Annotated in this window: 23 protein-coding genes; 15 read left to right on the top strand and 8 right to left on the bottom strand. The window is 54.1% G+C overall.

The window, feature by feature from the left end; all coding sequences use genetic code 11:
* Positions 1 to 18 precede the first annotated feature (18 nt).
* Genes Y71_RS15885 through Y71_RS15905 form a run of 5 tightly spaced genes read right to left on the bottom strand, consistent with a single transcriptional unit; the run spans position 19 to position 4,460 of the window.
* Positions 19 to 738 carry an ABC transporter ATP-binding protein gene (locus Y71_RS15885; protein ID WP_007374558.1) on the bottom strand — a complete coding sequence of 240 codons (720 nt, stop codon included), beginning with the start codon at positions 736 to 738 and terminating at the stop codon, positions 19 to 21.
* Positions 735 to 1,514, bottom strand: coding sequence for an ABC transporter ATP-binding protein (locus Y71_RS15890; protein ID WP_007374557.1), 780 nt, complete (start codon positions 1,512 to 1,514; stop codon positions 735 to 737). The genes Y71_RS15885 and Y71_RS15890 overlap by 4 nt, the downstream gene beginning before the upstream one ends.
* On the bottom strand, positions 1,511 to 2,398 hold the full coding sequence (locus tag Y71_RS15895; protein WP_007374556.1) for a branched-chain amino acid ABC transporter permease: 888 nt from the start codon (positions 2,396 to 2,398) through the stop codon (positions 1,511 to 1,513). The genes Y71_RS15890 and Y71_RS15895 overlap by 4 nt, the downstream gene beginning before the upstream one ends.
* Positions 2,391 to 3,284 (bottom strand): branched-chain amino acid ABC transporter permease, encoded by an 894-nt coding sequence (locus tag Y71_RS15900; RefSeq protein WP_007374555.1) that lies wholly within the window; start codon positions 3,282 to 3,284, stop codon positions 2,391 to 2,393. The genes Y71_RS15895 and Y71_RS15900 overlap by 8 nt, the downstream gene beginning before the upstream one ends.
* A gap of 48 nt (positions 3,285 to 3,332) precedes the next feature.
* The gene (locus Y71_RS15905) at positions 3,333 to 4,460 is read right to left on the bottom strand and encodes an ABC transporter substrate-binding protein (RefSeq protein ID WP_007374554.1); all 1,128 of its coding nucleotides are present in this window, start codon (positions 4,458 to 4,460) and stop codon (positions 3,333 to 3,335) included.
* A gap of 545 nt (positions 4,461 to 5,005) precedes the next feature.
* Here Y71_RS15905 and Y71_RS15910 point away from each other — a divergent pair.
* The 4 genes from Y71_RS15910 (at position 5,006) to Y71_RS15925 (ending at position 8,222) form a co-directional block, all read left to right on the top strand.
* On the top strand, positions 5,006 to 5,707 hold the full coding sequence (locus tag Y71_RS15910) for a GntR family transcriptional regulator (protein ID WP_007374552.1): 702 nt from the start codon (positions 5,006 to 5,008) through the stop codon (positions 5,705 to 5,707).
* Positions 5,708 to 5,828: 121 nt separating this feature from the next.
* Positions 5,829 to 7,013 (top strand): M20 aminoacylase family protein, encoded by a 1,185-nt coding sequence (locus tag Y71_RS15915; RefSeq protein WP_007374551.1) that lies wholly within the window; start codon positions 5,829 to 5,831, stop codon positions 7,011 to 7,013.
* Positions 7,010 to 7,813: a pyrroline-5-carboxylate reductase family protein gene (locus Y71_RS15920; protein WP_007374550.1), complete on the top strand. Its 804-nt coding sequence runs from the start codon at positions 7,010 to 7,012 to the stop codon at positions 7,811 to 7,813. The genes Y71_RS15915 and Y71_RS15920 overlap by 4 nt, the downstream gene beginning before the upstream one ends.
* Before the next feature lie 25 nt (positions 7,814 to 7,838).
* Entirely contained in the window at positions 7,839 to 8,222 is a 384-nt protein-coding gene (locus Y71_RS15925; protein WP_007374549.1) for a RidA family protein, read from the top strand.
* 514 nt (positions 8,223 to 8,736) lie between these two features.
* Here the strand turns inward: Y71_RS15925 and Y71_RS15930 are convergent.
* Together Y71_RS15930 and icd are read right to left on the bottom strand one after the other, a co-directional pair.
* Positions 8,737 to 9,228 carry an anti-virulence regulator CigR family protein gene (locus tag Y71_RS15930; RefSeq protein WP_007374548.1) on the bottom strand — a complete coding sequence of 164 codons (492 nt, stop codon included), beginning with the start codon at positions 9,226 to 9,228 and terminating at the stop codon, positions 8,737 to 8,739.
* A 284-nt stretch (positions 9,229 to 9,512) separates the two neighbouring features.
* On the bottom strand, positions 9,513 to 10,763 hold the full coding sequence (gene icd, locus Y71_RS15935; RefSeq protein ID WP_007374547.1) for an NADP-dependent isocitrate dehydrogenase: 1,251 nt from the start codon (positions 10,761 to 10,763) through the stop codon (positions 9,513 to 9,515).
* Positions 10,764 to 10,949: 186 nt separating this feature from the next.
* On the opposite strand from icd, the gene rluE reads away from it, so the two are divergent.
* The 8 genes from rluE to Y71_RS15980 all read left to right on the top strand — a co-directional run bounded on the left by rluE (position 10,950) and on the right by Y71_RS15980 (position 18,916).
* On the top strand, positions 10,950 to 11,618 hold the full coding sequence (rluE, locus tag Y71_RS15945; RefSeq protein ID WP_035886413.1) for a 23S rRNA pseudouridine(2457) synthase RluE: 669 nt from the start codon (positions 10,950 to 10,952) through the stop codon (positions 11,616 to 11,618).
* Positions 11,611 to 12,063: an NUDIX hydrolase gene (locus tag Y71_RS15950; RefSeq protein WP_007374545.1), complete on the top strand. Its 453-nt coding sequence runs from the start codon at positions 11,611 to 11,613 to the stop codon at positions 12,061 to 12,063. Before rluE ends, Y71_RS15950 begins: the two co-directional genes overlap by 8 nt.
* Before the next feature lie 118 nt (positions 12,064 to 12,181).
* Positions 12,182 to 13,288 carry a tRNA 2-thiouridine(34) synthase MnmA gene (gene mnmA / locus Y71_RS15955; RefSeq protein WP_007374544.1) on the top strand — a complete coding sequence of 369 codons (1,107 nt, stop codon included), beginning with the start codon at positions 12,182 to 12,184 and terminating at the stop codon, positions 13,286 to 13,288.
* Positions 13,289 to 13,361: 73 nt separating this feature from the next.
* Positions 13,362 to 13,991 (top strand): high frequency lysogenization protein HflD, encoded by a 630-nt coding sequence (gene hflD / locus Y71_RS15960; protein ID WP_007374543.1) that lies wholly within the window; start codon positions 13,362 to 13,364, stop codon positions 13,989 to 13,991.
* A gap of 19 nt (positions 13,992 to 14,010) precedes the next feature.
* On the top strand, positions 14,011 to 15,381 hold the full coding sequence (gene purB, locus Y71_RS15965) for an adenylosuccinate lyase (RefSeq protein ID WP_007374542.1): 1,371 nt from the start codon (positions 14,011 to 14,013) through the stop codon (positions 15,379 to 15,381).
* A 136-nt stretch (positions 15,382 to 15,517) separates the two neighbouring features.
* The gene (gene phoP / locus Y71_RS15970) at positions 15,518 to 16,192 is read left to right on the top strand and encodes a two-component system response regulator PhoP (protein ID WP_007374541.1); all 675 of its coding nucleotides are present in this window, start codon (positions 15,518 to 15,520) and stop codon (positions 16,190 to 16,192) included.
* A complete protein-coding gene (gene phoQ / locus Y71_RS15975; RefSeq protein ID WP_007374540.1) occupies positions 16,189 to 17,652 on the top strand; it encodes a two-component system sensor histidine kinase PhoQ in 1,464 nt (487 codons plus the stop codon). Before phoP ends, phoQ begins: the two co-directional genes overlap by 4 nt.
* Positions 17,653 to 17,794: 142 nt before the next feature.
* Positions 17,795 to 18,916 carry a ribosomal protein uL16 3-hydroxylase gene (locus Y71_RS15980; protein WP_007374538.1) on the top strand — a complete coding sequence of 374 codons (1,122 nt, stop codon included), beginning with the start codon at positions 17,795 to 17,797 and terminating at the stop codon, positions 18,914 to 18,916.
* Between the two features lie 103 nt (positions 18,917 to 19,019).
* On the opposite strand, the gene pepT is transcribed toward Y71_RS15980, so the two are convergent.
* Positions 19,020 to 20,246, bottom strand: coding sequence for a peptidase T (pepT, locus tag Y71_RS15985; RefSeq protein WP_007374537.1), 1,227 nt, complete (start codon positions 20,244 to 20,246; stop codon positions 19,020 to 19,022).
* Between the two features lie 255 nt (positions 20,247 to 20,501).
* On the opposite strand from pepT, the gene potA reads away from it, so the two are divergent.
* From potA to potC, 3 genes are read left to right on the top strand one after another with little or no spacing between them, the layout of a single operon-like run.
* Positions 20,502 to 21,653 carry a spermidine/putrescine ABC transporter ATP-binding protein PotA gene (potA, locus tag Y71_RS15990; RefSeq protein WP_167287392.1) on the top strand — a complete coding sequence of 384 codons (1,152 nt, stop codon included), beginning with the start codon at positions 20,502 to 20,504 and terminating at the stop codon, positions 21,651 to 21,653.
* Positions 21,637 to 22,494, top strand: coding sequence for a spermidine/putrescine ABC transporter permease PotB (gene potB, locus Y71_RS15995; RefSeq protein ID WP_007374535.1), 858 nt, complete (start codon positions 21,637 to 21,639; stop codon positions 22,492 to 22,494). The genes potA and potB overlap by 17 nt, the downstream gene beginning before the upstream one ends.
* Positions 22,491 to 23,288: a spermidine/putrescine ABC transporter permease PotC gene (potC, locus tag Y71_RS16000; protein WP_007374534.1), complete on the top strand. Its 798-nt coding sequence runs from the start codon at positions 22,491 to 22,493 to the stop codon at positions 23,286 to 23,288. The genes potB and potC overlap by 4 nt, the downstream gene beginning before the upstream one ends.
* Positions 23,289 to 23,306 lie beyond the last annotated feature (18 nt).

A 23,306-nucleotide genomic window follows, 5' to 3' on the forward strand; every position in this document is an offset into this window, starting at 1 on the left:
CTCTTTTTATTGATCCTGTCAGGCGGCACGACCGCCAAAATAGAGCTCGCGCATACGGGGGTCGTCCAGCAGATCCCGCGCACTGCCCTCCATCGCCACTTTCCCCAGCGCCAGTACGTAAGCCCGGTCGGAAATGTGCAGTGCCTCCATGGCATTCTGCTCGACCATCAAAATGGTCACTTTTTCCTGGCGGCGAATGGTTTGTATGGCGCTAAACACTTCCGTCAGCATTTTCGGTGACAGCCCGGCCGAGGGTTCATCAAGCAGCAGTACCGCCGGTTCGGGCATCAGTGCGCGGGCGAGCGCGAGGATTTGTCGCTCACCGCCGGAAAGCGCGGACGCGGGCGATTGCCACTTTTTATGTAATACCGGGTAATGTTCCGCCAGTTGCGCCATCCGCTGCTTACGCTGGCCGGGCGGTAAAAACTGCCCCCCGGTTTGCAGGTTTTCTGCCACGGTCAGATTGTTGAAGACGTTGTCCAGTTGCGGGACAAACCCGAGTGCGCATTCGCGGATTTTGCGGTGCACCGGAATTTTTGCCGTTTCCCGGCCATCGATTTCAACCCGCCCTTCGCGCGGGGAGACAAAACCGGCAATCGATTTCAGCAGGGTAGATTTGCCGCAGCCATTTGGCCCCAGCAGCGTCACGATTTCCGCCTGTTCAACGTGCAATGAAATACCATGCAGAATATCAATCCCCGGGGTATAACCGGCGACCACGTTTTCGAGGGTAATCATACGGCCTCCTGCAATGTTGCGGTGCTGTGCCCGAGGTAGGCTTCCAGCACCTGCTGGTTCTGCGCCAGTTCGTCCGGGCGGCAACTGGCGACAATCTGCCCGCGATCCAGCACAATGCAGCGCTGGCACAAAGTGTTGATAAAATGCATGTCGTGCTCGATGACCAAAAGTGAAATGCCCTGACGGCTCAGGCTGACCAGCGTTTCCACCAGCTCCTGGCGTAATTTCGGGTGCACGCCGGCCATCGGCTCATCCAGCATCAGAAGCGTCGGTTTGCCCATCAACGCACAGGCAATGCCCAGTAATTTTTTCTGTCCGCCGGAAAGTGCCGCAGCAGGCAGGTCTTTCACTTTGGTTAATAACAAGATATCCAGTAATTCGCGGGCGCGGGCTCTATCTTCCTGTTCGGCTTTACGCCCGGAAGCCAGCCCCAGCAGACCGTTGAATAACCCGTGCTGGCGAGTGCCCGCCGTCATCACGACTTCCATAACGCTCATCTTTTCCGGCATAACCGGTAGCTGGAAGGTGCGCGCAATGCCCGCCTGGATGATCCGGTGGCTGGGCTGGCAAGCAATGGAGCGGCCATCAAATGTGATGTTGCCGCCATCCGGCCGGGTAAACCCGGAAATGGTGTTAAGCAGCGTGCTTTTACCGGAACCATTCGGCCCCAGCAGGCCAAGAATTTCGCCCTTCTCCAGCGTAAATGATACGGATGTCAGTACCTGGTTGCCGCCAAAGGCTTTGCTGACATCAGCCACTTCAAGCAAACGGCTCATGATAAAGTCCTTAATTTTTCCGGTAACAGGCCGCCTGGGCGGGTGAGCAGACAGAGTAATAAAGCCAGCCCCACCAACCCCAGGCGCAGAGCGCCGGTCAGGTCTGAGCTGATGTGGAAATAGTCTTTTGCAAAGGGGATAAAGTTATACAGCCCTTCTACCAGCAACACGCCCAGCAGCACGCCGCGCACATTGCCAATACCGCCGATCATCACCATGCTCCAGATAAGAAAGGTTTCCGAAGAGAGCAAATAATCCGGGCTGACATAATCGGTGTACCAGGCCAGTAACATGCCAGCCAGACAGCACATCACCGCGCTGCTCATTAACGCCCGGCATTTCAGCCACGGCAGCGCATAGCCCATACAGATCGCTAATTGAGGTTGCTCGCGCATCAGGCGCAGCGCCCGGCCAAACCGGCTGGCGCCGATCCGCAGGCTGGCGAGCGTGGCGATGATGACGCTGAGCAGGATAATGACCGCGAAGATACGTGTATCGGTGATGGTATCGCCGGTTGACCAGGGCGCGGACAGCCCGCCAATCCCCTGCGCGCCACCTGTCAGATGGTCTTCATTGACGACCGCAATGCGGATGATTTCAGCCAGCGCCAGCGTGGCAATGCCCCAGTAATCCGCCGTGAGCTGACGGCCCAGCAGCGTCATCAGCGCGCTGATAACAATGGCACACAGTAACCCGGCCGGGATCACCAGCCACAGCGGCAAGCCAAAATTGCTTCCCAGACCAATGGCATAAGCGCCGGTTCCGACAAACACGATATGACCGAAATTCAGCAAACCGGCGTAACCTGCCTGTAAATTCAGGGCAAGCGCGACGATGGCATAAATCCCGGCAAGGCAAAGGATATGCAGTAAAAACTCAGACACGGCGGACCTCCCGGTTAAACAGACCATAAGGACGCAGCAACAGCGCCAGCAGCAGAATCACAAACGATGAGGCGTTCACCCAGGTCACCGGGATAAACAATAAGTCGCCGCCGAACAGCCAGCTCCAGTCGATGTTGGTAACGAGGGTTTCGGTTACAGCGATAAGGAGCGCGCCAAAAATGGCGCCCATTGGATTTCCCAGCCCACCGAGAATGGCGGCAGCGAGTACCGGCAACATCAGATCATTGCCCTGGTTAACCCATGCGCTGGCATTCATTGCCAGCATGCTGCCTCCCACGGCGGCCAGCATTCCGGCCACCAGGTTAACGGTGTGGATAATGGCACTGGCATTTAACCCGGAGGCTGCCGCCAGATCCCGGTTACTGGCCAGCGCACGGATAGCGCGGCCTTGCGGCGTGCGAAACAGCAGCAGGCTGAACATCACCACCAGCGAAATCGTGACGCCAAGGCTCCAGAGTTCGTCGGAAGAGATGCGGGTGTCGCCAACCTGCAAGAGCGCGCCCACTGGCAGGGAATAATTCACCGGGGCCGATCCCTCAACCCCGAGAACCAGTGCAATCAGCACCATCGATACCGCCAGCGAGCCAATCATGGCGTTAGCGGTGCCGCTTTTCAGCAGCGGCTGGTACACCCAGTGATGCAACATCATGGACAACATGCCGCAGACTATTGCCGAAAACACGATTGCCAGTGACAGCGGCATGCCAAGGCGCAGCCCGGCGGCGGTAATAAATGAACCGACCATGGCATATTGCATATGGGCGATATTGGCGAACCGTACCAGCCCGTAAACCAGGCTTAATCCCAGCGCGACCAGCGACAAATCCGCGGTGCGAATCAATGTATCAATCAAAAACTGCAGCATGGTTTTTCCCCGATGATGTAGCGTGAACTGGCAAAATAAAGCGGCTCGTTACCGGGGAACCGGTACGCCATTAAACGCTTTCACTTTCAGGTACGGCTGGGACTGACGCTGGTTATCGGCGTCGAGATTTAATGTGCCGGTAATACCCGTAAAGCCAGGCGCAACGGTTTTCATTGCCGCGATCATGGCTGCCGGATCGGCACTGTGCGCTTTATTAATCGCTGCCGCCGCCAGCATCACGCTATCCCAGGCATAGCTGCCGTACACGGAGCGAGGTTTCTCATGGAATTTTTGCTGGTACAGCTCAGCATAATTTGCGCCATTGCCGCTCGCCGCTTTCTGGTCAATACCCGCGACTTCCATACCAACCTGTCCGTTGGTGTACTGCGCCGGGGAACCTTCAATGGCCATGGTTAAATACATGCCATACCAGGGCGTTTTATTCAGTCCCAGCTCCCAGGCCTCGCGGTTCAGCACAATGGCATCCTGGCCGTAACTGGTATAGACATAGGCTTGCGGATGAGCGCGGGAGATTTGCTCCAGCTCGCGGCGATAAGAAGGCTGACCGCTGGTATAGAGCACTTTGGCGACCACTTTGCCGCCCTCTTTTTCAAACGCTTTGGTGAATTGCTCCGCCATCCCCTGACCGTAAGCGCCATCCGGGGCGATAAAGGCCACTTTGCTGTAACCGAGCTGGCGCACATCTTGTGCCGAGAAGCTCGCGGAAAGGGAATCCAGGCCAATAACGCTCCAGGAGGTAGCGCCGATTTTGCGGATATCGGTGCTGGTGCCGGAAATATTGATGTGCAGCAGGTTATTCTTCACCAGATATTGCCCAATCGGGATGGTGACGCTGGAGGAAAAACTGCCCATTACTAAAGGGACATGGTTAACCTGGGTTAACTTACGTACGGCATTCAGGCCTGTTACCGGGCTTTCGGCGGAATCTTCCACGATCACATGTAATGGCTGACCATTAACGCCGCCCTGGGCATTGACCTGTTCAACCGCCAGTTCCATACCACGACGCTGATCTTCACCAATGCTGGCGCTGGTGCCGGTTAAGGGCAAAATCGCGCCAATGTTCACATCGGCCTGCGCCGTGTGCGCCAGACCTAACAACGTCATACCTGCCAGTGTTGACAGCGTCATGCCCTGCCCAAAACGATTTTTCATGTTGGTTCTCCGGTTTGCTGTTGCCGGCTTCTGAGGCCGGTGTTTTGTCGCCTGCGCAAACGTGCACAAGCCTGTCTGGTAATGCCAATAAGCGCGCACTAAAGTGAATATATAAGTGCATACACTTGTGCATTAAGCAAAGACGATGCCAGGGAGCCTGGATGTTCCCGACATCAGGTGCTTATTTCAGGCGAGACAAATGCAAATTCCCGAATAAATACAAGGGAATCGAAAATAATGAAAATCGCATCATGAAACTTTCATTTTCGTTTTTTACTGTGGTTGATAAAAACATGTGCGTGCAAAAGTGAATACACTTTGAGTCATTTTGGTGCAACGCTGCCGTAAAATGGTGCGGAAAGAACCAACGACAACAAATAATATAAAACAACTTATAAATCAGTAACATTAAAATGAAACGAAAGTGTATTCACTTTTGTGTTGAGTTGTTTTTTTCGCTGTGCTATCTATAAAAATATTACGTGAAATAACCTGTACAGCATTTTTATTTTCGTGCTGAGTGTGCGGTAAATTAAGGGGATAATGTGGTTGCTATTAAAAAGAAATCCCGTAGCGCTGACAGTGTGGAAAAGGTCTACGAGAAAGTGAAAGGCCTGGCGATTGATTACCACTTTCGTCCCGGCGAACGGGTGAATGAAGTTGAGCTTGCGGCACAACTGGGCGTCTCGCGTACCCCGGTGCGGGAAGCGCTGAACCGTCTGGCGAAAGACGGCTTTATGAACTTTGTACCCAACCGGGGTTTTTACTCCCGCGACCTGACGCCGGAAGGTGTCCGCGAACTGTATGAAGTGCGAATGGTGATAGAGCAATCGACCTTTCGTTTCGCCTGCCTGCGGGCAACCGATGAAGAGATCGCTGCGACCACGGCTATCTGGGAGGAAGTGAGCCAGCATCGCCCGGCGCAAACCGAACAGGACTGGGCGAAGATCGCGGAAATCGATGAGCGTTTCCACATGGAAATAGCCCGTATTTCCCATAACAGCCGGCTCTATGAAATGCTCGACAGCCTGAATTCGCTAAGCCGTTTTTTCCGGCGCATTGATCTCGAAACCCCCGTACGCCGGAACAATGCCTATGACGAGCATGTCGAAATTATCGCGGCTTTACGTCAGCGGGATATAGAAAAAGGCGTGGTACTGATTGAGCAACATATTTCATTGAGTGCCGAGCACGCGGTTGAAGTGACAAAAGAAGGGCTTGCGAGGATCTATTTTGGCAAGCCCTGAGACGCTCTTTCCGTCAGGGTCACAACGATAATTTAATCAGCTACCAGAGGGCATTACGCGTTCCGGTAATCCATTCACAGCGTTATGCTGCGGCATTGCGCCGGGAAAATGTAGAGGAAATATGCGCTCCATTCCCGAAGAGATTATTCAACAGGCGATTATCTGGCGACGTGAGATCCACGCGCGCCCGGAGATTGGCTTACAAGAGTTTCATACGTCCGCGAAAATCAGCAGCCTGCTGCGCGAATATGATCTTGAAGTGCATACCGGCATCGCAGGCACTGGCGTGATTGGTGTTCTTCGCAATGGCGAGGGACCGGCAATAGCCCTTCGCGCTGATATTGATGCCTTACCCATCCAGGAAAACAATGTTGTTGACTGGTGCTCAACCTCGCCTGGCACGATGCACGCCTGTGGACATGACGGACATACTGCCATTCTACTGGGTGCTGCGCGCTATCTCAGCCAGACCAGGGCATTCAACGGTACGGTGTACTTTATTTTTCAGCCTGCGGAAGAGAATGCCGGCGGCGGGCGTTTGATGGTGGAAGAAGGGATCTTTACGCGCTTTCCCGTTTCTGCGGTTTATGCGCTGCACAACTGGCCGGGGCTTCCGGTGGGAGAAGTGGCCGTGAGCGCAGGCCCGATGATGGCTTCGCAGGACAATTTTTTTATCACGCTGACTGGCGTGGGATGCCATGCAGCGATGCCGGAAAAAGGTGCCGATCCGGTGCTGGCCGGTGCGCACCTGATTACCGCATTGCAAACGATCACCACACGCCGCCTCTCACCGCTGGACAGCGCCGTGATCAGCGTGACGCAACTGCAGGCAGGAGAAGCAATAAATGTCGTTCCGCAGACAATGCACTTGTCCGGCACGCTGCGTTGCCTGAGCCAGGCCGCCAGAGCGCGTTGCCAGGCCCTGCTGGCGGAGTATGTTGAACAACTCACCGGGCCGTTTGGCGTCAGTGGCAGCATTCGCTGGGAATACGGTTACCCGGTAACTGTCAATCATGCGCAACAGGCAAAAATTCTGGCGGATGCCGCACGCCATGTCCCCGGGATCACGCAGGTCCACACGCAGCTCTCGCCATCCATGGCGGCAGAAGATTTCGCCTATTTTCTGGAAGCCTGTCCGGGTGCTTATCTGTGGCTGGGGGCCGATGGCCCAACGCCTGGCGCGGCGTTACATAACCCGCATTACGATTTTAATGACCAACTTATCGCGCCTGGCATCGGTCTTTGGGTATCGCTGGTGGAGAGGTCATTGGGCCCTGTTTCTGTTACTTCCGAGGATTCACTATGAGCCATATCCACTTTATTGGTGCCGGTCAAATGACCGAAGCGATTCTGCGTGCCGCCTTAAAACGCGGCGCATTAAACCCGGATCAGGTCAGCTTATCGGATATTGATCCGGCGCGAATTGAAACGCTGAAAACGCGCTATCAGTTGAGCAATACACAAGATTTACCCGATGCGCTGGCCGCAGCGGATCACATCGTGATGGGGGTTCGTCCGCAGGACGATATTGCCGGTGTCGCACAACTGATCAAGCAGCATGCGGCGCCACAGGCGTCGGTCATTTCTATTATTGCTGGCGTAACGCTGGCTCAACTGTCCGTAATGCTGGGCGAGTCGCGCCCGATTACGCGGATCATCCCGAATACGCTGACGGATACCGGGCTGGGCTACAGCGGCGTGGCGTTTAATGCTTATGTCAACAGCGCCTCCGTCATGCCGTTCCTCGAAAGTTTCGGCAAGGTGATGGTGCTGGAAGAACGGCTGATTGACGTCTTCACCGGTTTTGCTGTCGCTGGCGTCAATTATGTCTATTACTTTGTCGAAGCGCTGGCTGACGCCGGTGTTCTTGCCGGGTTAACCCGCACGCAATCCACGCAGGTGGTGTGGGAAAACCTGGTCGGCGCGGTTGAAATGCTTAAGTTATCCGGACGCCATCCGCGCCAACTGATGGATATTAATAACTCTCCGGCGGGTGTCGGCATTAATGGCTTATACGAGTTGAATAAAAGTGATTTCGCCGCTGGCCTGCAAAGCAGCGTTCTGGCTGCGGTACGTCGTACAACGGAGCTTTCCGGTCAAAAATAACGCTACTTTTTAACAAGGTTGGTCTATGTCAGCAATTTCAACTTCCCAGGCGCCTGCCGCTATTGGGCCTTATGTTCAGGGGGTAGATTTAGGCTCCCTGGTGTTCACTTCCGGTCAGATCCCGTTAAACCCTGCGACGGGCGAGATGGCGACGGATATTGCGCAGCAAACCCGACAGTCGCTGGAAAATGTGCAGGCCATTATCGAGGCCAGTGGTCTGCAGGTGGCGGATATTGTTAAAACCACCATTTTTGTCAAAGACCTTAATCATTTTTCGCAGGTAAATGCGGTGTATGAAGCCTTTTTCCGCGAACACCACGCCGCTTTCCCGGCACGTTCCTGCGTGGAAGTGGCACGCCTGCCAAAAGATGCCGGTGTGGAAATTGAGGCCATGGCAGTACGCCGCTAATCATATCAGTGCATGATTCAGGGCAGCTCGTCTTGTGTGGACAGGTCTGTTTTCACTGACGTAGTCTGCCCGAATCACCATGCTGCCCTTATCTCTTCAGATACGATGAAAACAGCTACCCCACTCTTCTCACTATCCGCAGCAACATACTCACCGGCAAACCTTCATTATTGTGACCTGGATAAAATGACAACCAGTGAATAAACAATTCCAAACGTTTATTACTCCAGCAACTCAACAAAACGCTGCCCTGGCAAAGCTATTCGCCGCTACAAATATTCATTGCTAAACCAGAGGATTCCCACCGAATAGCATCATCGTCACGGGCCCAAAAAAATAACCTCTACTGAGATTTTTCTTTTATTGGTTTTATTTAATGGCAACTCAGATCATCGGTATAAATCCGTATATTTTTCAAAACTCTCATTCAGATAATCGCCTTCTCTGGAGGGAATTCACGGATAACAATATAACGCCCCGCAGATGCGAAGCGTTGATGAAAAAGAGATGGTGGTTAATCAAATACACCATTGATGATGGCGGTAACAATGGCTGTACTCAGTGCGATCAGCACCAGATCGTCGCCGACAATACGCCATTCATAACCGGGATAATAAGGCAACTGGCCCAGCATTGATGCAGGTACGGCTTTTTTAGCAATGCCCGGAGGTAAAGGTTTACCGCGCGCAAGGTTTTTAGCAATGCCAGGAGGCAGTGCCTGGTAACCTGTTAAGCCATAGTTTATCGCCAGAGAACGGGCGCGGGAGACACTAATGTCCGACTCCACGTGGTCCGGTTTTCCATAGTTTTTACGATTACCCTGATCGGCTGCGGCACTGCTGTTCCCTCTGTTTCCGCTGTTGCCTTTATTGCCGCTATTGCCATGATTACCACCACTATTGCCGTTACCATTTCCGTTGCCCGGATTAGCAAAAGCAGGAGCCGCGAGTAAAGAGAGTGAAATCACCGCCGCAAGAGCAGTATTAAAAGTGCGACGCTTAAACATGATTTTTATACCTTCACAGTGAGTACACTTTATAAGCATATTAAGTTTACCCAGATTCGGAAATCTCATTAATTCTTATTTTTAAGCCGCATTACCCCAACTACGCAGGGAATATTAATAAAACCTTAAGATTGATAACCAGCAATGAGTAAAAACCAAAGCATTATTGCAGACTAATATAGTAAATATCCGCGAAGTTAATTTTCATCAGTCTGCTAATTATTCACACGCAATAAAAAACGGGAACCCTCAGGCTCCCGTTCTTGTGTAACCCGCGAAGCGGATTACATGTTCGCGATAATCGCGTCGCCAAACTCTGAGCATTTCAGCAGCTTAGCGCCTTCCATCAGACGTTCAAAATCGTAGGTCACAGTTTTGGCGTTAATCGCGCCGCTCATGCCTTTGACGATCAGGTCTGCCGCTTCAACCCAGCCCATATGGCGCAGCATCATCTCAGCGGAAAGGATCACCGAACCTGGGTTCACTTTGTCCTGACCGGCATATTTCGGTGCCGTGCCGTGGGTCGCTTCGAACAGTGCGCATTCGTCACCGATGTTCGCGCCAGGCGCAATACCAATACCACCAACCTGAGCAGCCAGGGCGTCAGAGATGTAGTCACCGTTCAGGTTCATACAGGCGATAACGTCATATTCAGCCGGACGCAGCAGGATCTGTTGCAGGAACGCATCAGCGATCACATCTTTAACGATGATCTCTTTGCCGGTTTTCGGGTTCTTGATTTTCTGCCACGGGCCGCCGTCGATCAGTTCACCGCCGAACTCTTCGCGAGCCAGCTGGTAACCCCAGTCTTTGAACGCGCCTTCGGTGAACTTCATGATGTTGCCTTTGTGAACCAGCGTCACGGAATCGCGGTCGTTGGCGATCGCGTATTCAATCGCAGCGCGCACCAGACGTTTGGTGCCTTCTTCGGAGCACGGCTTGATGCCAATACCGCAATGTTCCGGGAAGCGAATTTTCTTCACGCCCATCTCTTCGCGCAGGAATTTGATCACTTTTTCTGCGTCAGCAGAGTCCGCTTTCCATTCGATACCGGCGTAAATGTCTTCAGAGTTTTCACGGAAGATGACCATGTCAGTCAGTTCCGGATGTTTAACCGGGCTTGGGGTGCCCTGGTAGTAACGAACCGGGCGCAGACAGATGTAAAGATCCAGCTCCTGGCGCAGCGCAACGTTCAGGGAACGGATGCCGCCGCCAACTGGCGTGGTCAGAGGGCCTTTAATCGCAACGCGGTATTCACGAATCAGATCAAGTGTTTCAGGCGGCAGCCAGACATCCTGGCCATAAACGTGGGTCGATTTCTCACCGGTATAAATTTCCATCCAGGAAATTTTACGCTCACCTTTGTAGGCTTTCTCCACGGCGGCATCCACCACTTTCAGCATTGGCGGGGTCACGTCAACACCGATACCGTCACCTTCAATGAACGGGATAATCGGGTTATTCGGAACGTTGAGTTTGCCATTTTGCAGGGTGATCTTTTTACCTTCCGCCGGAACAACTACTTTGCTTTCCATTCACCTCTCCTTCGAGCGCTTCTGGTTGTTTGCTCGCTGACTTCATGCCGGGGCGCTCAGACTTCGTCCGTTCACCTGTTATCTGAATCACACAGAGCAAACCGTTTTTTGTTAATGAATTGTAATGAGCCCGTCAATACTAACCGATACTCAGGCTCCATGAAAGGCAATCGTTATTCCGCTATAATGCGGCAATTGATAACTACTGAAAATACCATGAAGAAAACTTCTTTTAGAAATCACCGGGTTGAGCGATTCAGCTCGCGACAAGCGTCTAAACCTTCCGGACAAAGCCAACCAAAACGCGTCATTTTGTTCAATAAACCCTACGATGTTTTGCCACAGTTTACCGACGAAGCCGGACGCAGCACGCTGAAAGATTTTATTCCGGTGCAGGGCGTATATGCCGCCGGTCGTCTTGACCGCGACAGCGAAGGGCTGCTGGTGCTGACCAATGATGGCGCGCTACAGGCGAGCCTTACCCAGCCCGGCAAACGTACCGGCAAAATTTATTACGTGCAGGTGGAAGGCGAACCGACTGACGAAGCCATCACCGCGCTGCGTAGCGGCGTCACCCTCAATGACGGCCCAACCCTGCCCGCAGGTATTGAGCGGGTCAATGAGCCAGACTGGCTGTGGCCGCGCAATCCGCCGATCCGCGAGCGCAAATCGATCCCTACCGCATGGCTGAAAATCACGCTGTACGAAGGGCGCAACCGCCAGGTACGCCGTATGACTGCCCATGTTGGGTTTCCCACTCTGCGTCTCATCCGCTACGCTATGGGAAATTACACGCTGGATAACCTCGCCAACGGCGAGTGGCGTGACGCTTACCAGGGAGCCAACCATGTTTAAACCGCATGTTACCGTCGCCTGCGTGGTTCACGCCGCCGGCAAATTCCTCGTTGTAGAAGAGACCATCAACGGCAAAGCACTATGGAACCAGCCTGCCGGCCATCTTGAAGCCGACGAAACTCTCGTGCAGGCGGCAAAACGTGAGTTGTGGGAAGAGACCGGGATCCGCGCCGAGCCGCAGCAGTTTATCCGCATGCACCACTGGATCGCCCCGGACAAAACCCCGTTTCTGCGTTTTCTGTTTGCCATCGAGCTTGACGAAATGTGTGCCACCGAGCCGCACGACAGCGATATCGATCGTTGTCTGTGGGTAACTGCCGAAGAGATTTTGCAGGCGGCAAATTTGCGCTCGCCGCTGGTCGCGGAGAGCATTCGTAGCTGGCAGCGCGGGGAGCGCTATCCGCTGGCGCTAGTCGGGGAATTTAACTGGCCGTTCACCGCGTAAATGGCCGTTGTGTGCCTTATGGCAACACATTCACAACATGAATGGGCACAAAGGGATGCCTGCGCTGTCAGCCCGTGATAGAATACGCCGCCCTGAAGTTCTTAGTCGTGAGTATTCTATGTCTGATAGCCCAAAAAAAGTGATCGTCGGCATGTCCGGCGGTGTCGACTCTTCCGTTTCCGCTTACCTGTTGCAGCAGCAAGGTTATAAGGTGGAAGGCCTGTTCATGAAGAACTGGGAAGAGGATGACGGCGAGGAATACTGCACCGCGGCGGCGGATCTGGCCGACGCGCAGGCCGTTTGCGACAAGCTCGGCATTGAGCTTCACACCGTCAACTTTGCCGCAGAGTACTGGGACAACGTGTTCGAACATTTCCTGGCTGAATATAAAGCCGGGCGTACGCCGAACCCGGATATTCTCTGCAACAAAGAGATCAAATTTAAAGCCTTCCTTGAGTTTGCCGCCGAAGATCTGGGCGCAGACTACATTGCCACCGGCCACTATGTGCGCCGCGCCGACGTTGACGGCAAAAGCCGCCTGCTGCGCGGCCTTGATGGCAATAAGGATCAGAGCTACTTCCTGTATACGCTGGGCCATGAGCAAATAGCCCAGAGTCTGTTCCCGGTCGGCGAGCTGGAAAAACCGCAGGTGCGTAAAATCGCCGAAGAGCTCGGCCTGGCCACCGCGAAGAAAAAAGACTCTACCGGCATCTGCTTTATCGGCGAGCGTAAATTCCGCGAATTCCTCGGTCGTTATCTGCCAGCCCAGCCGGGCAAAATCCTCACCGTCGACGGTGAAGAGATTGGCGAGCATCAGGGGCTGATGTACCACACCCTCGGCCAGCGCAAAGGTCTGGGGATCGGCGGCACCAAAGAGGGTAGCGAAGAGCCGTGGTACGTGGTTGATAAAGACGTGGAAAACAATATTCTCATCGTCGCGCAGGGTCACGAACATCCGCGTCTGATGTCCGTTGGGCTGATTGCCCAGCAGTTGCACTGGGTCAATCGCGAGCCGCTGCAAGGGACGCTGCGCTGCACGGTGAAAACCCGCTACCGTCAGGAAGATATTCCCTGCACCGTCACCGTGCTGGACGACGAGCGCATCGAGGTCCGTTTTGATGCACCGGTTGCGGCCGTCACGCCGGGGCAATCCGCTGTCTTTTATCTCGGCGAAGTCTGCCTCGGCGGCGGCATTATTGAGCAGCGCCTGCCGCTGCCCCTTTAACGAATTAGCGTAAATACTGGACTGGCGAAAGCCCGCGCAGCAGTTAACACTGCGGGCAGTGGAAGGAGTGAGTGTGGCGAAGAACTATTACGATATTACCCTCGCGCTGGCAGGCATTTGCCAGTCCGCACGGCTGGTGCAGCAACTGGCGCACCAGGGGCATTGTGACTCCGACGCGCTGCACGTTTCGCTCAATAGCGTTATCGATCTTAACCCGGACTCCACGCTCAGCGTCTTCGGCGGCAGTGAAACCAATCTGCGCACCGGGCTGGAAACGCTGCTTGGCGTGCTGAACGCCAGCAGTCGCCAGGGTCTGAATGGTGAATTAACCCGCTACACTCTTTCTATGATGGTGCTGGAGCGTAAACTTGCCGGCAGCAAAGGGGCAATGGAGACGCTTGGTAACCGCATTGCCGGATTACAGCGCCAGCTTGAGCACTTCGATCTGCAATCGGAGACGCTGCTCAGCGCGATGGCCGGTATTTATGTTGACGTTATCAGCCCGCTGGGGCCGCGCATTCAGGTCACCGGTTCGCCCGCCGTGCTGCAAAGCCCGCAGGTGCAGGCAAAAGTACGCGCCACGCTACTCGCCGGGATCCGCGCCGCCGTGCTGTGGCATCAGGTCGGCGGGGGCCGCCTGCAATTGATGTTTTCCCGAAATCGCCTGTCGACACAGGCCAAACAAATTCTCGCTCATTGTTAACCTCCCGGAGTTGTGACTTATGGAATTATCCTCACTGACCGCCGTTTCCCCTGTCGATGGACGCTACGGCGATAAAGTCAGCGTACTGCGCGGGATCTTCAGCGAATTCGGTTTGCTGAAATTTCGTGTTCAGGTTGAAGTACGCTGGCTGCAAAAACTGGCGGCGCACGCGGCGATCAAGGAAGTTCCTGCTTTTGCTGCCCACGCAAACGGTTACCTCGATAAAATCGTCGAAGACTTCAGTGAAGAAGATGCCGCCCGCATTAAAACTATCGAGCGCACCACTAACCACGATGTCAAAGCGGTCGAATATTTTCTGAAAGAGAAAGTGGCCGATGTTGCCGAACTGCACGCGGTATCTGAATTTATCCACTTTGCCTGCACCTCGGAAGATATCAATAACCTTTCCCACGCGCTGATGCTGAAAACCGCCCGTGACGAAGTGATCCTGCCTTACTGGCGCAAGATCATCGATGCGGTAAAAGATCTGGCGGTACAGTACCGTGATATTCCACTGCTCTCGCGCACCCACGGCCAGCCGGCAACGCCGTCCACTATGGGTAAAGAGATGGCCAACGTCGCTTACCGTATGGAGCGTCAATTCCGCCAGTTGAACCAGGTGGAAATTCTCGGCAAAATCAACGGCGCGGTTGGTAACTACAACGCCCACATCGCCGCCTATCCGGAAGTGGACTGGCATCAGTTCAGCGAAGAGTTCGTCACCTCGCTCGGGATCCAGTGGAACCCGTACACCACGCAGATTGAGCCGCACGATTATATCGCTGAGCTGTTTGACTGCATGGCGCGCTTCAACACCATCCTGATCGACTTCGACCGTGATATCTGGGGCTACGTTGCGCTGAACCACTTCAAGCAGAAAACCATTGCCGGTGAAATTGGTTCTTCCACCATGCCGCACAAAGTTAACCCGATCGACTTTGAGAACTCCGAAGGCAACCTCGGTCTGTCAAACGCCGTGTTGCAGCATCTGGCCAGCAAACTGCCGGTTTCCCGCTGGCAGCGCGATCTGACCGACTCGACGGTATTGCGTAATCTCGGCGTTGGCGTTGGCTACGCGCTGATCGCTTACCAGTCAACGCTGAAAGGCGTAAGCAAACTGGAAGTGAACCGCGATCGTCTGCTCGACGAGCTCGACCACAACTGGGAAGTGCTGGCCGAGCCGATCCAGACCGTGATGCGCCGTTACGGCATCGAAAAACCGTACGAGAAGCTAAAAGAACTGACCCGCGGCAAACGTGTCGACGCCGAAGGGATGAAGCAGTTTATCGACAGCCTGGCGCTGCCGGACGACGAAAAAGCGCGTCTGAAAGCGATGACACCGGCCAACTATATCGGTCGTGCCATCACCATGGTTGATGAATTAAAGTAACCCGTTGTTCTGCCTGCCAACCCTCTTTTCCCTGAAAAGAGGGTTTCTTCCCTCCTGGTTTAGTAAATGTTTATCCCCACCGCCTGACAATCAGCGTTAAACTATTTGTATCAAAAATATATGGAGAGTTCTGACGATGCGCGTTCTCGTTGTGGAAGATAATGCTCTGCTGCGCCACCACTTAAAAGTTCAGTTACAGGAACTGGGACATCAGGTTGACGCGGCGGAAGATGCCAGGGAAGCGGATTACTTTCTGAACGAACATCTGCCGGACATCGCCATTGTCGATCTCGGTCTGCCGGATGAGGATGGCCTGTCGCTGATCCGCCGCTGGCGCAGCCATGAGGTTTCGCTGCCGGTGTTGGTTCTGACCGCCCGCGAAGGCTGGCAGGATAAAGTCGAAGTGCTGAGTGCGGGTGCCGACGACTACGTCACCAAACCCTTCCATATTGAAGAGGTGGTGGCGCGCATTCAGGCGCTGATGCGCCGTAACAGCGGCCTGGCCTCGCAACTGATCTCGATGCCGCCTTTCCAGGTCGATCTTTCACGCCGGGAATTATCCGTGAATGATGAAGTGGTGAAACTTACCGCTTTTGAATACACCATTATGGAAACGCTGATCCGCAACAGCGGCAAAGTGGTCAGCAAAGATTCGTTGATGTTGCAGCTTTATCCCGATGCAGAACTGCGCGAAAGCCACACCATCGATGTGTTGATGGGTCGGTTACGTAAAAAAATCCAGGCGCAGTATCCCAATGACGTCATCACCACGGTGCGCGGTCAGGGTTATTTATTTGAATTGCCAAAATGAGACGCCTGCTGCGACACATCATGCCGCTGTCTTTGCGGGTTCGCTTTTTACTCGCCACGGCAGCCGTGGTGATGGTGCTCTCGCTGGCGTATGGCGTGGTGGCGCTGGTGGGTTACAGCGTTAGTTTTGATAAAACCACCTTCCGTCTGCTACGCGGCGAAAGTAACCTCTTTTACACTCTGGCGAAGTGGGAAAATAACCAGCTCAGCGTTGAGTTGCCGGAAAATCTCAACCTGCAAAGCCCGACGGTGGCGCTTATCTATGATAAGAACAACAAACTGATCTGGTCACAGAAAGATGTGCCGTGGTTGCAGAAAATGATCGAGCCGGACTGGCTAACAGCTAACGGTTTCCACGAAATCGAAGCCGATGTCGATGCCAGCAGCACGCTGGTGGATGACGACCATTCCATCGCGGAAGAGCTGAAAGAGATCCGCAACGACGACAGCAACTCAGAAATGACGCACTCCGTGGCGGTGAATATTTACCCCGCCACGGCGCGCATGCCGCAACTGACCATCGTGGTTGTCGATACCATTCCTATCGAGCTTAAACGCTCCAATATGGTCTGGAACTGGTTTATCTATGTACTGGCCGCCAACCTGCTGCTGGTGGTGCCATTGCTATGGATGGCGGCATGGTGGAGCCTGCGGCCGATTGAAGATCTGGCGCGGGAAGTGCGCGAGCTGGAAGAGCATCACCGTGAGCAACTCAACCCGGAAACCACCCGCGAGCTGACCAGTCTGGTGAGCAACCTGAACCGACTATTGAAAAGTGAGCGCGAACGCTACGACAAATATCGCACTACGCTGACCGACCTCACCCACAGCCTGAAAACACCGCTGGCGGTATTGCAAAGCACATTACGATCGCTGCGCAGTGAGAAGATGAGCCTTGGCGAAGCAGAACCCTTAATGCTGGAGCAGATCAGCCGTATTTCTCAGCAAATTGGTTACTACCTGCACCGGGCGACAATGCGCGGCAGCATCGGCCTGCTGAGCCGCGAACTGCATCCCATTGCACCGTTGCTCGATAACCTCACATCGGCGCTGAACAAGGTTTACCAACGCAAAGGTGTGAATATCACGCTCGACATCTCGCCGGAAATCAGCTTCGTCGGCGAGCAGAATGATTTTATGGAAGTGATGGGCAATCTGCTGGATAACGCCTGCAAATACTGCCTTGAATTTGTCGAAGTTTCCGCCCGGCAAACCGAAGATACGCTGCATATTGTGGTTGAAGACGATGGCCCGGGGATCCCGATTGCTAAACGCGAAATGGTTTTTGATCGCGGGCAGCGCGCCGATACACTGCGTCCCGGACAGGGCGTCGGGCTTTCCGTGGCGCGGGAGATCGTTGACCAGTATGAAGGGCAAATTCTGACTGGCGAGAGCCTGCTTGGCGGGGCCAGAATGGAAGTGATTTTTGGCCGACAGCACACCAGTGCAACCAGTGATTGATCGCCATCACTTACCGATTGTGCAAAAAGGGGGCGAATTCGCCCCCTTTTTCTTGTTATCTCACCCTGTTACGCAGACAAAATAGCGCATCAGCATTACTATAATCCTTTATTCAGCCACTGATTATTTGCCGGAAACGTATATGGAATATCATGTAGAGATAAACTGGCCAGACTTTATTCAACGCTACTGGCAAAAACGCCCGGTAGTGCTGAAACGTGGAATTAAAAATTTCGTCGATCCCATCAGCCCTGACGAACTGGCCGGGCTGGCAATGGAAAATGAAGTGGACAGCCGACTGGTCAGCCATCTTGATGGCAAATGGCAGGTCGGACACGGGCCGTTCCAGAGCTATGATCACCTGGGCGAAAACAACTGGTCGCTGCTGGTGCAGGCGGTTAACCACTGGCATCAGCCTGCCGCCGCATTAATGCGTCCGTTCCGCGCCCTGCCCGACTGGCGTACCGACGATCTGATGATCTCTTTCTCCGTGCCGGGCGGTGGCGTAGGCCCGCACCTCGACCAGTACGATGTGTTTATTATTCAGGGCACCGGCCGTCGTCGCTGGCGCGTGGGTGAAAAAACGCCGCTCAAGCAGCACTGCCCGCACCCGGATTTGCTCCAGGTCGATCCATTCGAGGCGATTATCGATGAAGAGCTGGAGCCGGGCGATATTCTCTACATTCCGCCGGGATTCCCGCATGAAGGTTATTCGCTGGAAAACTCGCTGAACTATTCGGTTGGTTTTCGCGCGCCAAGCGGCCGCGAATTGATCAGCGGTTTTGCCGATTACGTTTTACAACGTGAATTAGGCAGCCAGCGTTACAGCGATCCGGACGTGCCGCAGCGTGCGCATCCGGCGGATATTCTGCCGGAAGAGGTGGATAAACTGCGTGAGATGATGCTGAACCTGATCAACCAGCCCGAACAGTTCAACGACTGGCTGGGTGAGTTTATCTCTCAGTCGCGCCATGAGCTGGATGTCGCGCCGCCGGAACCGCCGTATCAGCCGGATGAAATCTATGATGCGCTGCAACAGGGCGACAAGCTGGTGCGTCTGGGCGGCCTGCGCGTGCTGCGTATTGGCGAAGACGTCTTCGTTAATGGTGAGAAAGTGGATACGCCACACCGCCCGGCGCTGAATGCGCTGGCAAGCGACGTTGTGTTAACCGGTGAGAACTTTGGCGATGCGCTGGAAGACCCGTCCTTCCTCGCCATGCTCGCCGCGCTGGTCAACAGCGGCTACTGGTTCTTCGAGGATTAATAAGCGCCGGATGGCGATTGCGTCTTATCCGGCCTGGAAAATCCGTCAACGTCCCGCCCTGTCACAGGCCCGGTAAGCAAAGCGCCACCGGGCATTTCCTGTATTAGTGCCCTTTTGCGGTCAATTCGGCGATACGGACAATGACCCGCACCGCTTTTTCCATCCCTTCCAGCGTCACAAATTCATGCTTGCCGTGGTAGTTATAGCCGCCGGTAAAGAGGTTCGGACACGGCAACCCCATAAAGGAGAGCTGCGCGCCGTCGGTGCCGCCGCGAATCGGTTTCATGTCCGGTTCGATGTCGCAGTCGCGCATCGCCTGCTGGGCGACTTCCAGGATATGCGGGAATTCCACCACTTTATCGCGCATGTTGTAGTAGCTGTCTTCAATCGCCAGTTCGATATAGCAATCCGGATGCAGCCCTTTACCCACTTTTTTGGCGATTTCCATCATTTTACGTTTACGCGCTTCGAAGGCTTTCCGATCAAAATCACGGATGATGTAGTGCATCTCGGCGCGTTCAACCGTGCCTTTGATGCTGGTCAGATGGTAGAACCCCTCATAGCCTTCGGTCTGTTCCGGGCTCTCCTCTTCCGGCACCAGCGCATGGATCTTGCTGGCGAGCGTCAGGGCATTGACCATCACCCCTTTCGCTGTGCCAGGATGCACGTTATTGCCGACAATTTTGATGTCCACCGACGCGGCGTTGAAGTTCTCATACTCCAGCTCGCCTACGCCGCCGCCATCAACGGTATACGCCCATTTCGCGCCAAAAGCCTCAACGTCAAAATGTTTCGCCCCTTTGCCGACTTCCTCATCCGGGGTAAATGCCACACAGATGTCGCCGTGAGGAATATTTTCCTTTTTCAGCACCGCCAGCGCGGTCATGATTTCCGCGACACCTGCCTTATCATCCGCGCCGAGCAGCGTTTTGCCGTCGGTGGTGATCAGTGTCTGCCCCAGCAACTGATGCAGCACCGGGAACATCACTGGCGAGAGAATTTCATCGCCGATGCCGAGCGCGATATCGCCGCCGCGATAGTTTTCAAGGATTTGCGGGTTGACGTTTTTCCCGCTGCAATCAGGGGAAGTATCGACATGGGAGATAAAACCGATCGCCGGAACCGGCGTTTGCACGTTCGCAGGCAGCTTCGCCATCACCGTGCCTTTGTCACTTAACGTCACATTTTCCAGCCCTAGTTCTTCCAGTTGGGCCTGAAGTAAACGCAGGAGCTTCCACTGACCGTCCGTACTTGGCACCTGGCGGACGCCGGGCTTAGATTGAGTATCCAGCGAAACGTACTGTAAAAAACGCTCTAATAATTTGTCCATGAAGCCCCCCAACAAAATGTCACAACATTATCAGTAAGCATGAAAAGATAAATATTGCGTCAAGTCACCTTTACCCCGTAAACGAGTATATTTTCAAAATTGCTCTCGCACAGGAAATGTCGTTGAGAAGCACCTGTTTGATGAGCAAAAAACTCACAATGATTGGCGATTTCATGGCTTTGCCGTAGAATGCCAGCCCTTAAATCGTGCACAACCCTCAAGGTGGTTAATCACAAACCCCGCATCCAATACGCCATTCGATGCGCAAACACGGGACAGAGTAAAAAATTGAACACACAATCGCGTTCGCATTCGCCGCTGGTGCAACTGGCCGGTATTGGCAAAAGCTTTGATGGCAAAAATGTCATTACCGATTTTAATCTCACCATCAATAACGGCGAATTTCTCACCCTGCTTGGCCCCTCCGGTTGCGGCAAAACCACCGTTCTGCGCCTGATTGCCGGGCTGGAAAACGTCGATGCCGGTTATATCCGCCTCGATGACCAGGAGATAACGAACGTTCCGGCGGAACACCGCCATGTGAATACCGTTTTTCAAAGCTACGCCCTCTTCCCGCACATGACCGTTTTCGAAAACGTGGCATTTGGTCTGCGGATGCAAAAAACCCCGGCCAGCGAAATCACCCCGCGCGTCACCGAAGCGCTGCGCATGGTGCAGCTTGATGAGTTCGCCCAGCGTAAACCGCATCAGCTCTCTGGCGGCCAGCAGCAACGCGTTGCTATCGCCCGTGCGGTAGTCAACAAACCGCGCCTGTTGCTGCTGGATGAATCCCTCTCAGCGCTCGACTACAAGCTGCGCAAGCAGATGCAGAACGAACTAAAAGCGCTGCAGCGTAAACTCGGCATTACTTTTGTTTTCGTCACCCACGATCAGGAAGAAGCGCTGACGATGTCCGATCGTATCGTGGTGATGCGCGATGGCCGTATTGAGCAGGACGGCACGCCGCGCGAAATCTACGAAGAGCCGAAAAATCTGTTTGTTGCCAGCTTTATTGGCGAGATCAATATCTTTAACGCCACGGTGCTCGAACGCCTGGATGAAACGCGCGTGCGCGCAAGCGTAGAAGGCCGCGAATGTCATATTCACGTCAATTTCGCCGTCGAAAAAGGTCAGCGGCTCAATGTGCTGCTGCGTCCGGAAGATCTGCGCGTGGAAGAGGTTCATGATGTTGCCGAAGTGGCAGGTCTGATCGGCTACGTGCGCGAACGCAATTACAAAGGCATGACACTGGAATCGATGGTTGAGCTGGAGAACGGCAAGATGGTGATGGTCAGTGAATTCTTCAACGAAGACGATCCCGATTTTGACCACTCGCTGGACCAAAAAATGGCCATTAACTGGGTGGAAAGCTGGGAGGTCGTACTGGCTGATGAAGAGTACAAGTAAATTCCAGAACGCGGCGATCATCACCATTGTCGGTTGGCTTGTACTGTTTGTCTTTCTGCCCAATCTGATGATCATCGCCACCAGCTTTTTAACCCGCGATGACGCCCATTTCGTTGCGCTGGTCTTTACGCTGGACAACTACACGCGCCTGTTCGATCCGCTCTATTTCGACGTGCTGCTGCACTCGTTGAATATGGCGCTGATCGCCACGCTCGCTTGCCTGGCGATCGGCTATCCGTTTGCCTGGTTTCTGGCGAAACTGCCTGCCAAAGTGCGTCCGCTGCTGCTGTTCTTGCTGATTGTTCCCTTCTGGACCAATTCGCTGATTCGCATCTACGGGCTGAAGATTTTCCTCAGCACCAAAGGCTATCTGAATGCGTTCCTGCTGTGGCTCGGCGTTATCGATACGCCGATACGCATTATGTTCACCCCTGGCGCGGTAATTATTGGTCTGGTCTATATTCTGCTGCCGTTTATGGTGATGCCGCTCTACTCCAGCATCGAAAAGCTCGATAAGCCCTTGCTGGAAGCGGCGAGAGATCTGGGTGCCAGTAAGCTGCAAACCTTTACGCGCATTATCATTCCACTGACCATGCCGGGGATTATCGCCGGGTGTTTGCTGGTAATGCTGCCGGCAATGGGGCTGTTTTACGTTTCGGATCTGATGGGCGGCGCGAAAAATCTGCTGGTCGGCAACGTCATTAAGAGCCAGTTCCTTAATATCCGCGACTGGCCATTTGGTTCAGCAACCAGCATCACTCTGACAATCGTAATGGGGTTGATGCTGCTGGTTTACTGGCGCGCCGCGCGCTTGCTGAATAAAAAGGTGGAACTCGAATGATCGGTCGACTGCTGCGCGGCGGTTTTATGACCGCCATTTATGCTTATCTCTATATCCCGATCATTATCTTGATCGTCAATTCCTTTAACAGTTCGCGCTTCGGCATTAACTGGCAGGGCTTCACCACGCAGTGGTACAGCCTGCTGATGAACAATGACAGTCTGTTGCAGGCGGCGCAGCACTCGCTAACCATGGCGGTGCTGTCGGCGACATTCGCCACGCTTATCGGTTCGCTGACCGCCGTCGCGCTTTATCGCTACCGTTTTCGCGGCAAGCCGTTCGTCAGCGGCATGCTGTTCGTGGTGATGATGTCGCCGGATATCGTAATGGCTATCTCCCTGCTGGTGCTGTTTATGCTGCTGGGCATTCAGCTCGGTTTCTGGTCGCTGCTGTTTTCGCATATCACCTTCTGCCTGCCGTTTGTCGTGGTTACGGTGTTTTCACGCCTGAAGGGGTTTGATGTGCGGATGCTGGAAGCGGCCAAAGATCTCGGGGCCAGCGAAATCACCATTCTGCGCAAAATCATTCTGCCGCTGGCGATGCCCGCCGTGGCCGCTGGCTGGTTATTGAGTTTCACGCTGTCGATGGATGATGTGGTGGTCTCCTCCTTCGTGACCGGGCCGGGGTATGAAATTCTGCCGCTGAAGATCTATTCGATGGTCAAAGTCGGCGTGTCGCCGGAAGTGAACGCGCTGGCAACGATTCTGCTGGTTCTGTCGCTGGTGCTGGTTATTGCCAGCCAATTGATTGCCCGCGATACCACCAAAGCCAGAAGCCAGCCGCGCCAGGCGTAACGAACACCGCCATGCCGG

It is taken from the genome of Kosakonia radicincitans DSM 16656, from assembly GCF_000280495.2.
In the GTDB taxonomy this organism is placed as follows: Bacteria; Pseudomonadota; Gammaproteobacteria; order Enterobacterales; family Enterobacteriaceae; genus Kosakonia; species Kosakonia radicincitans.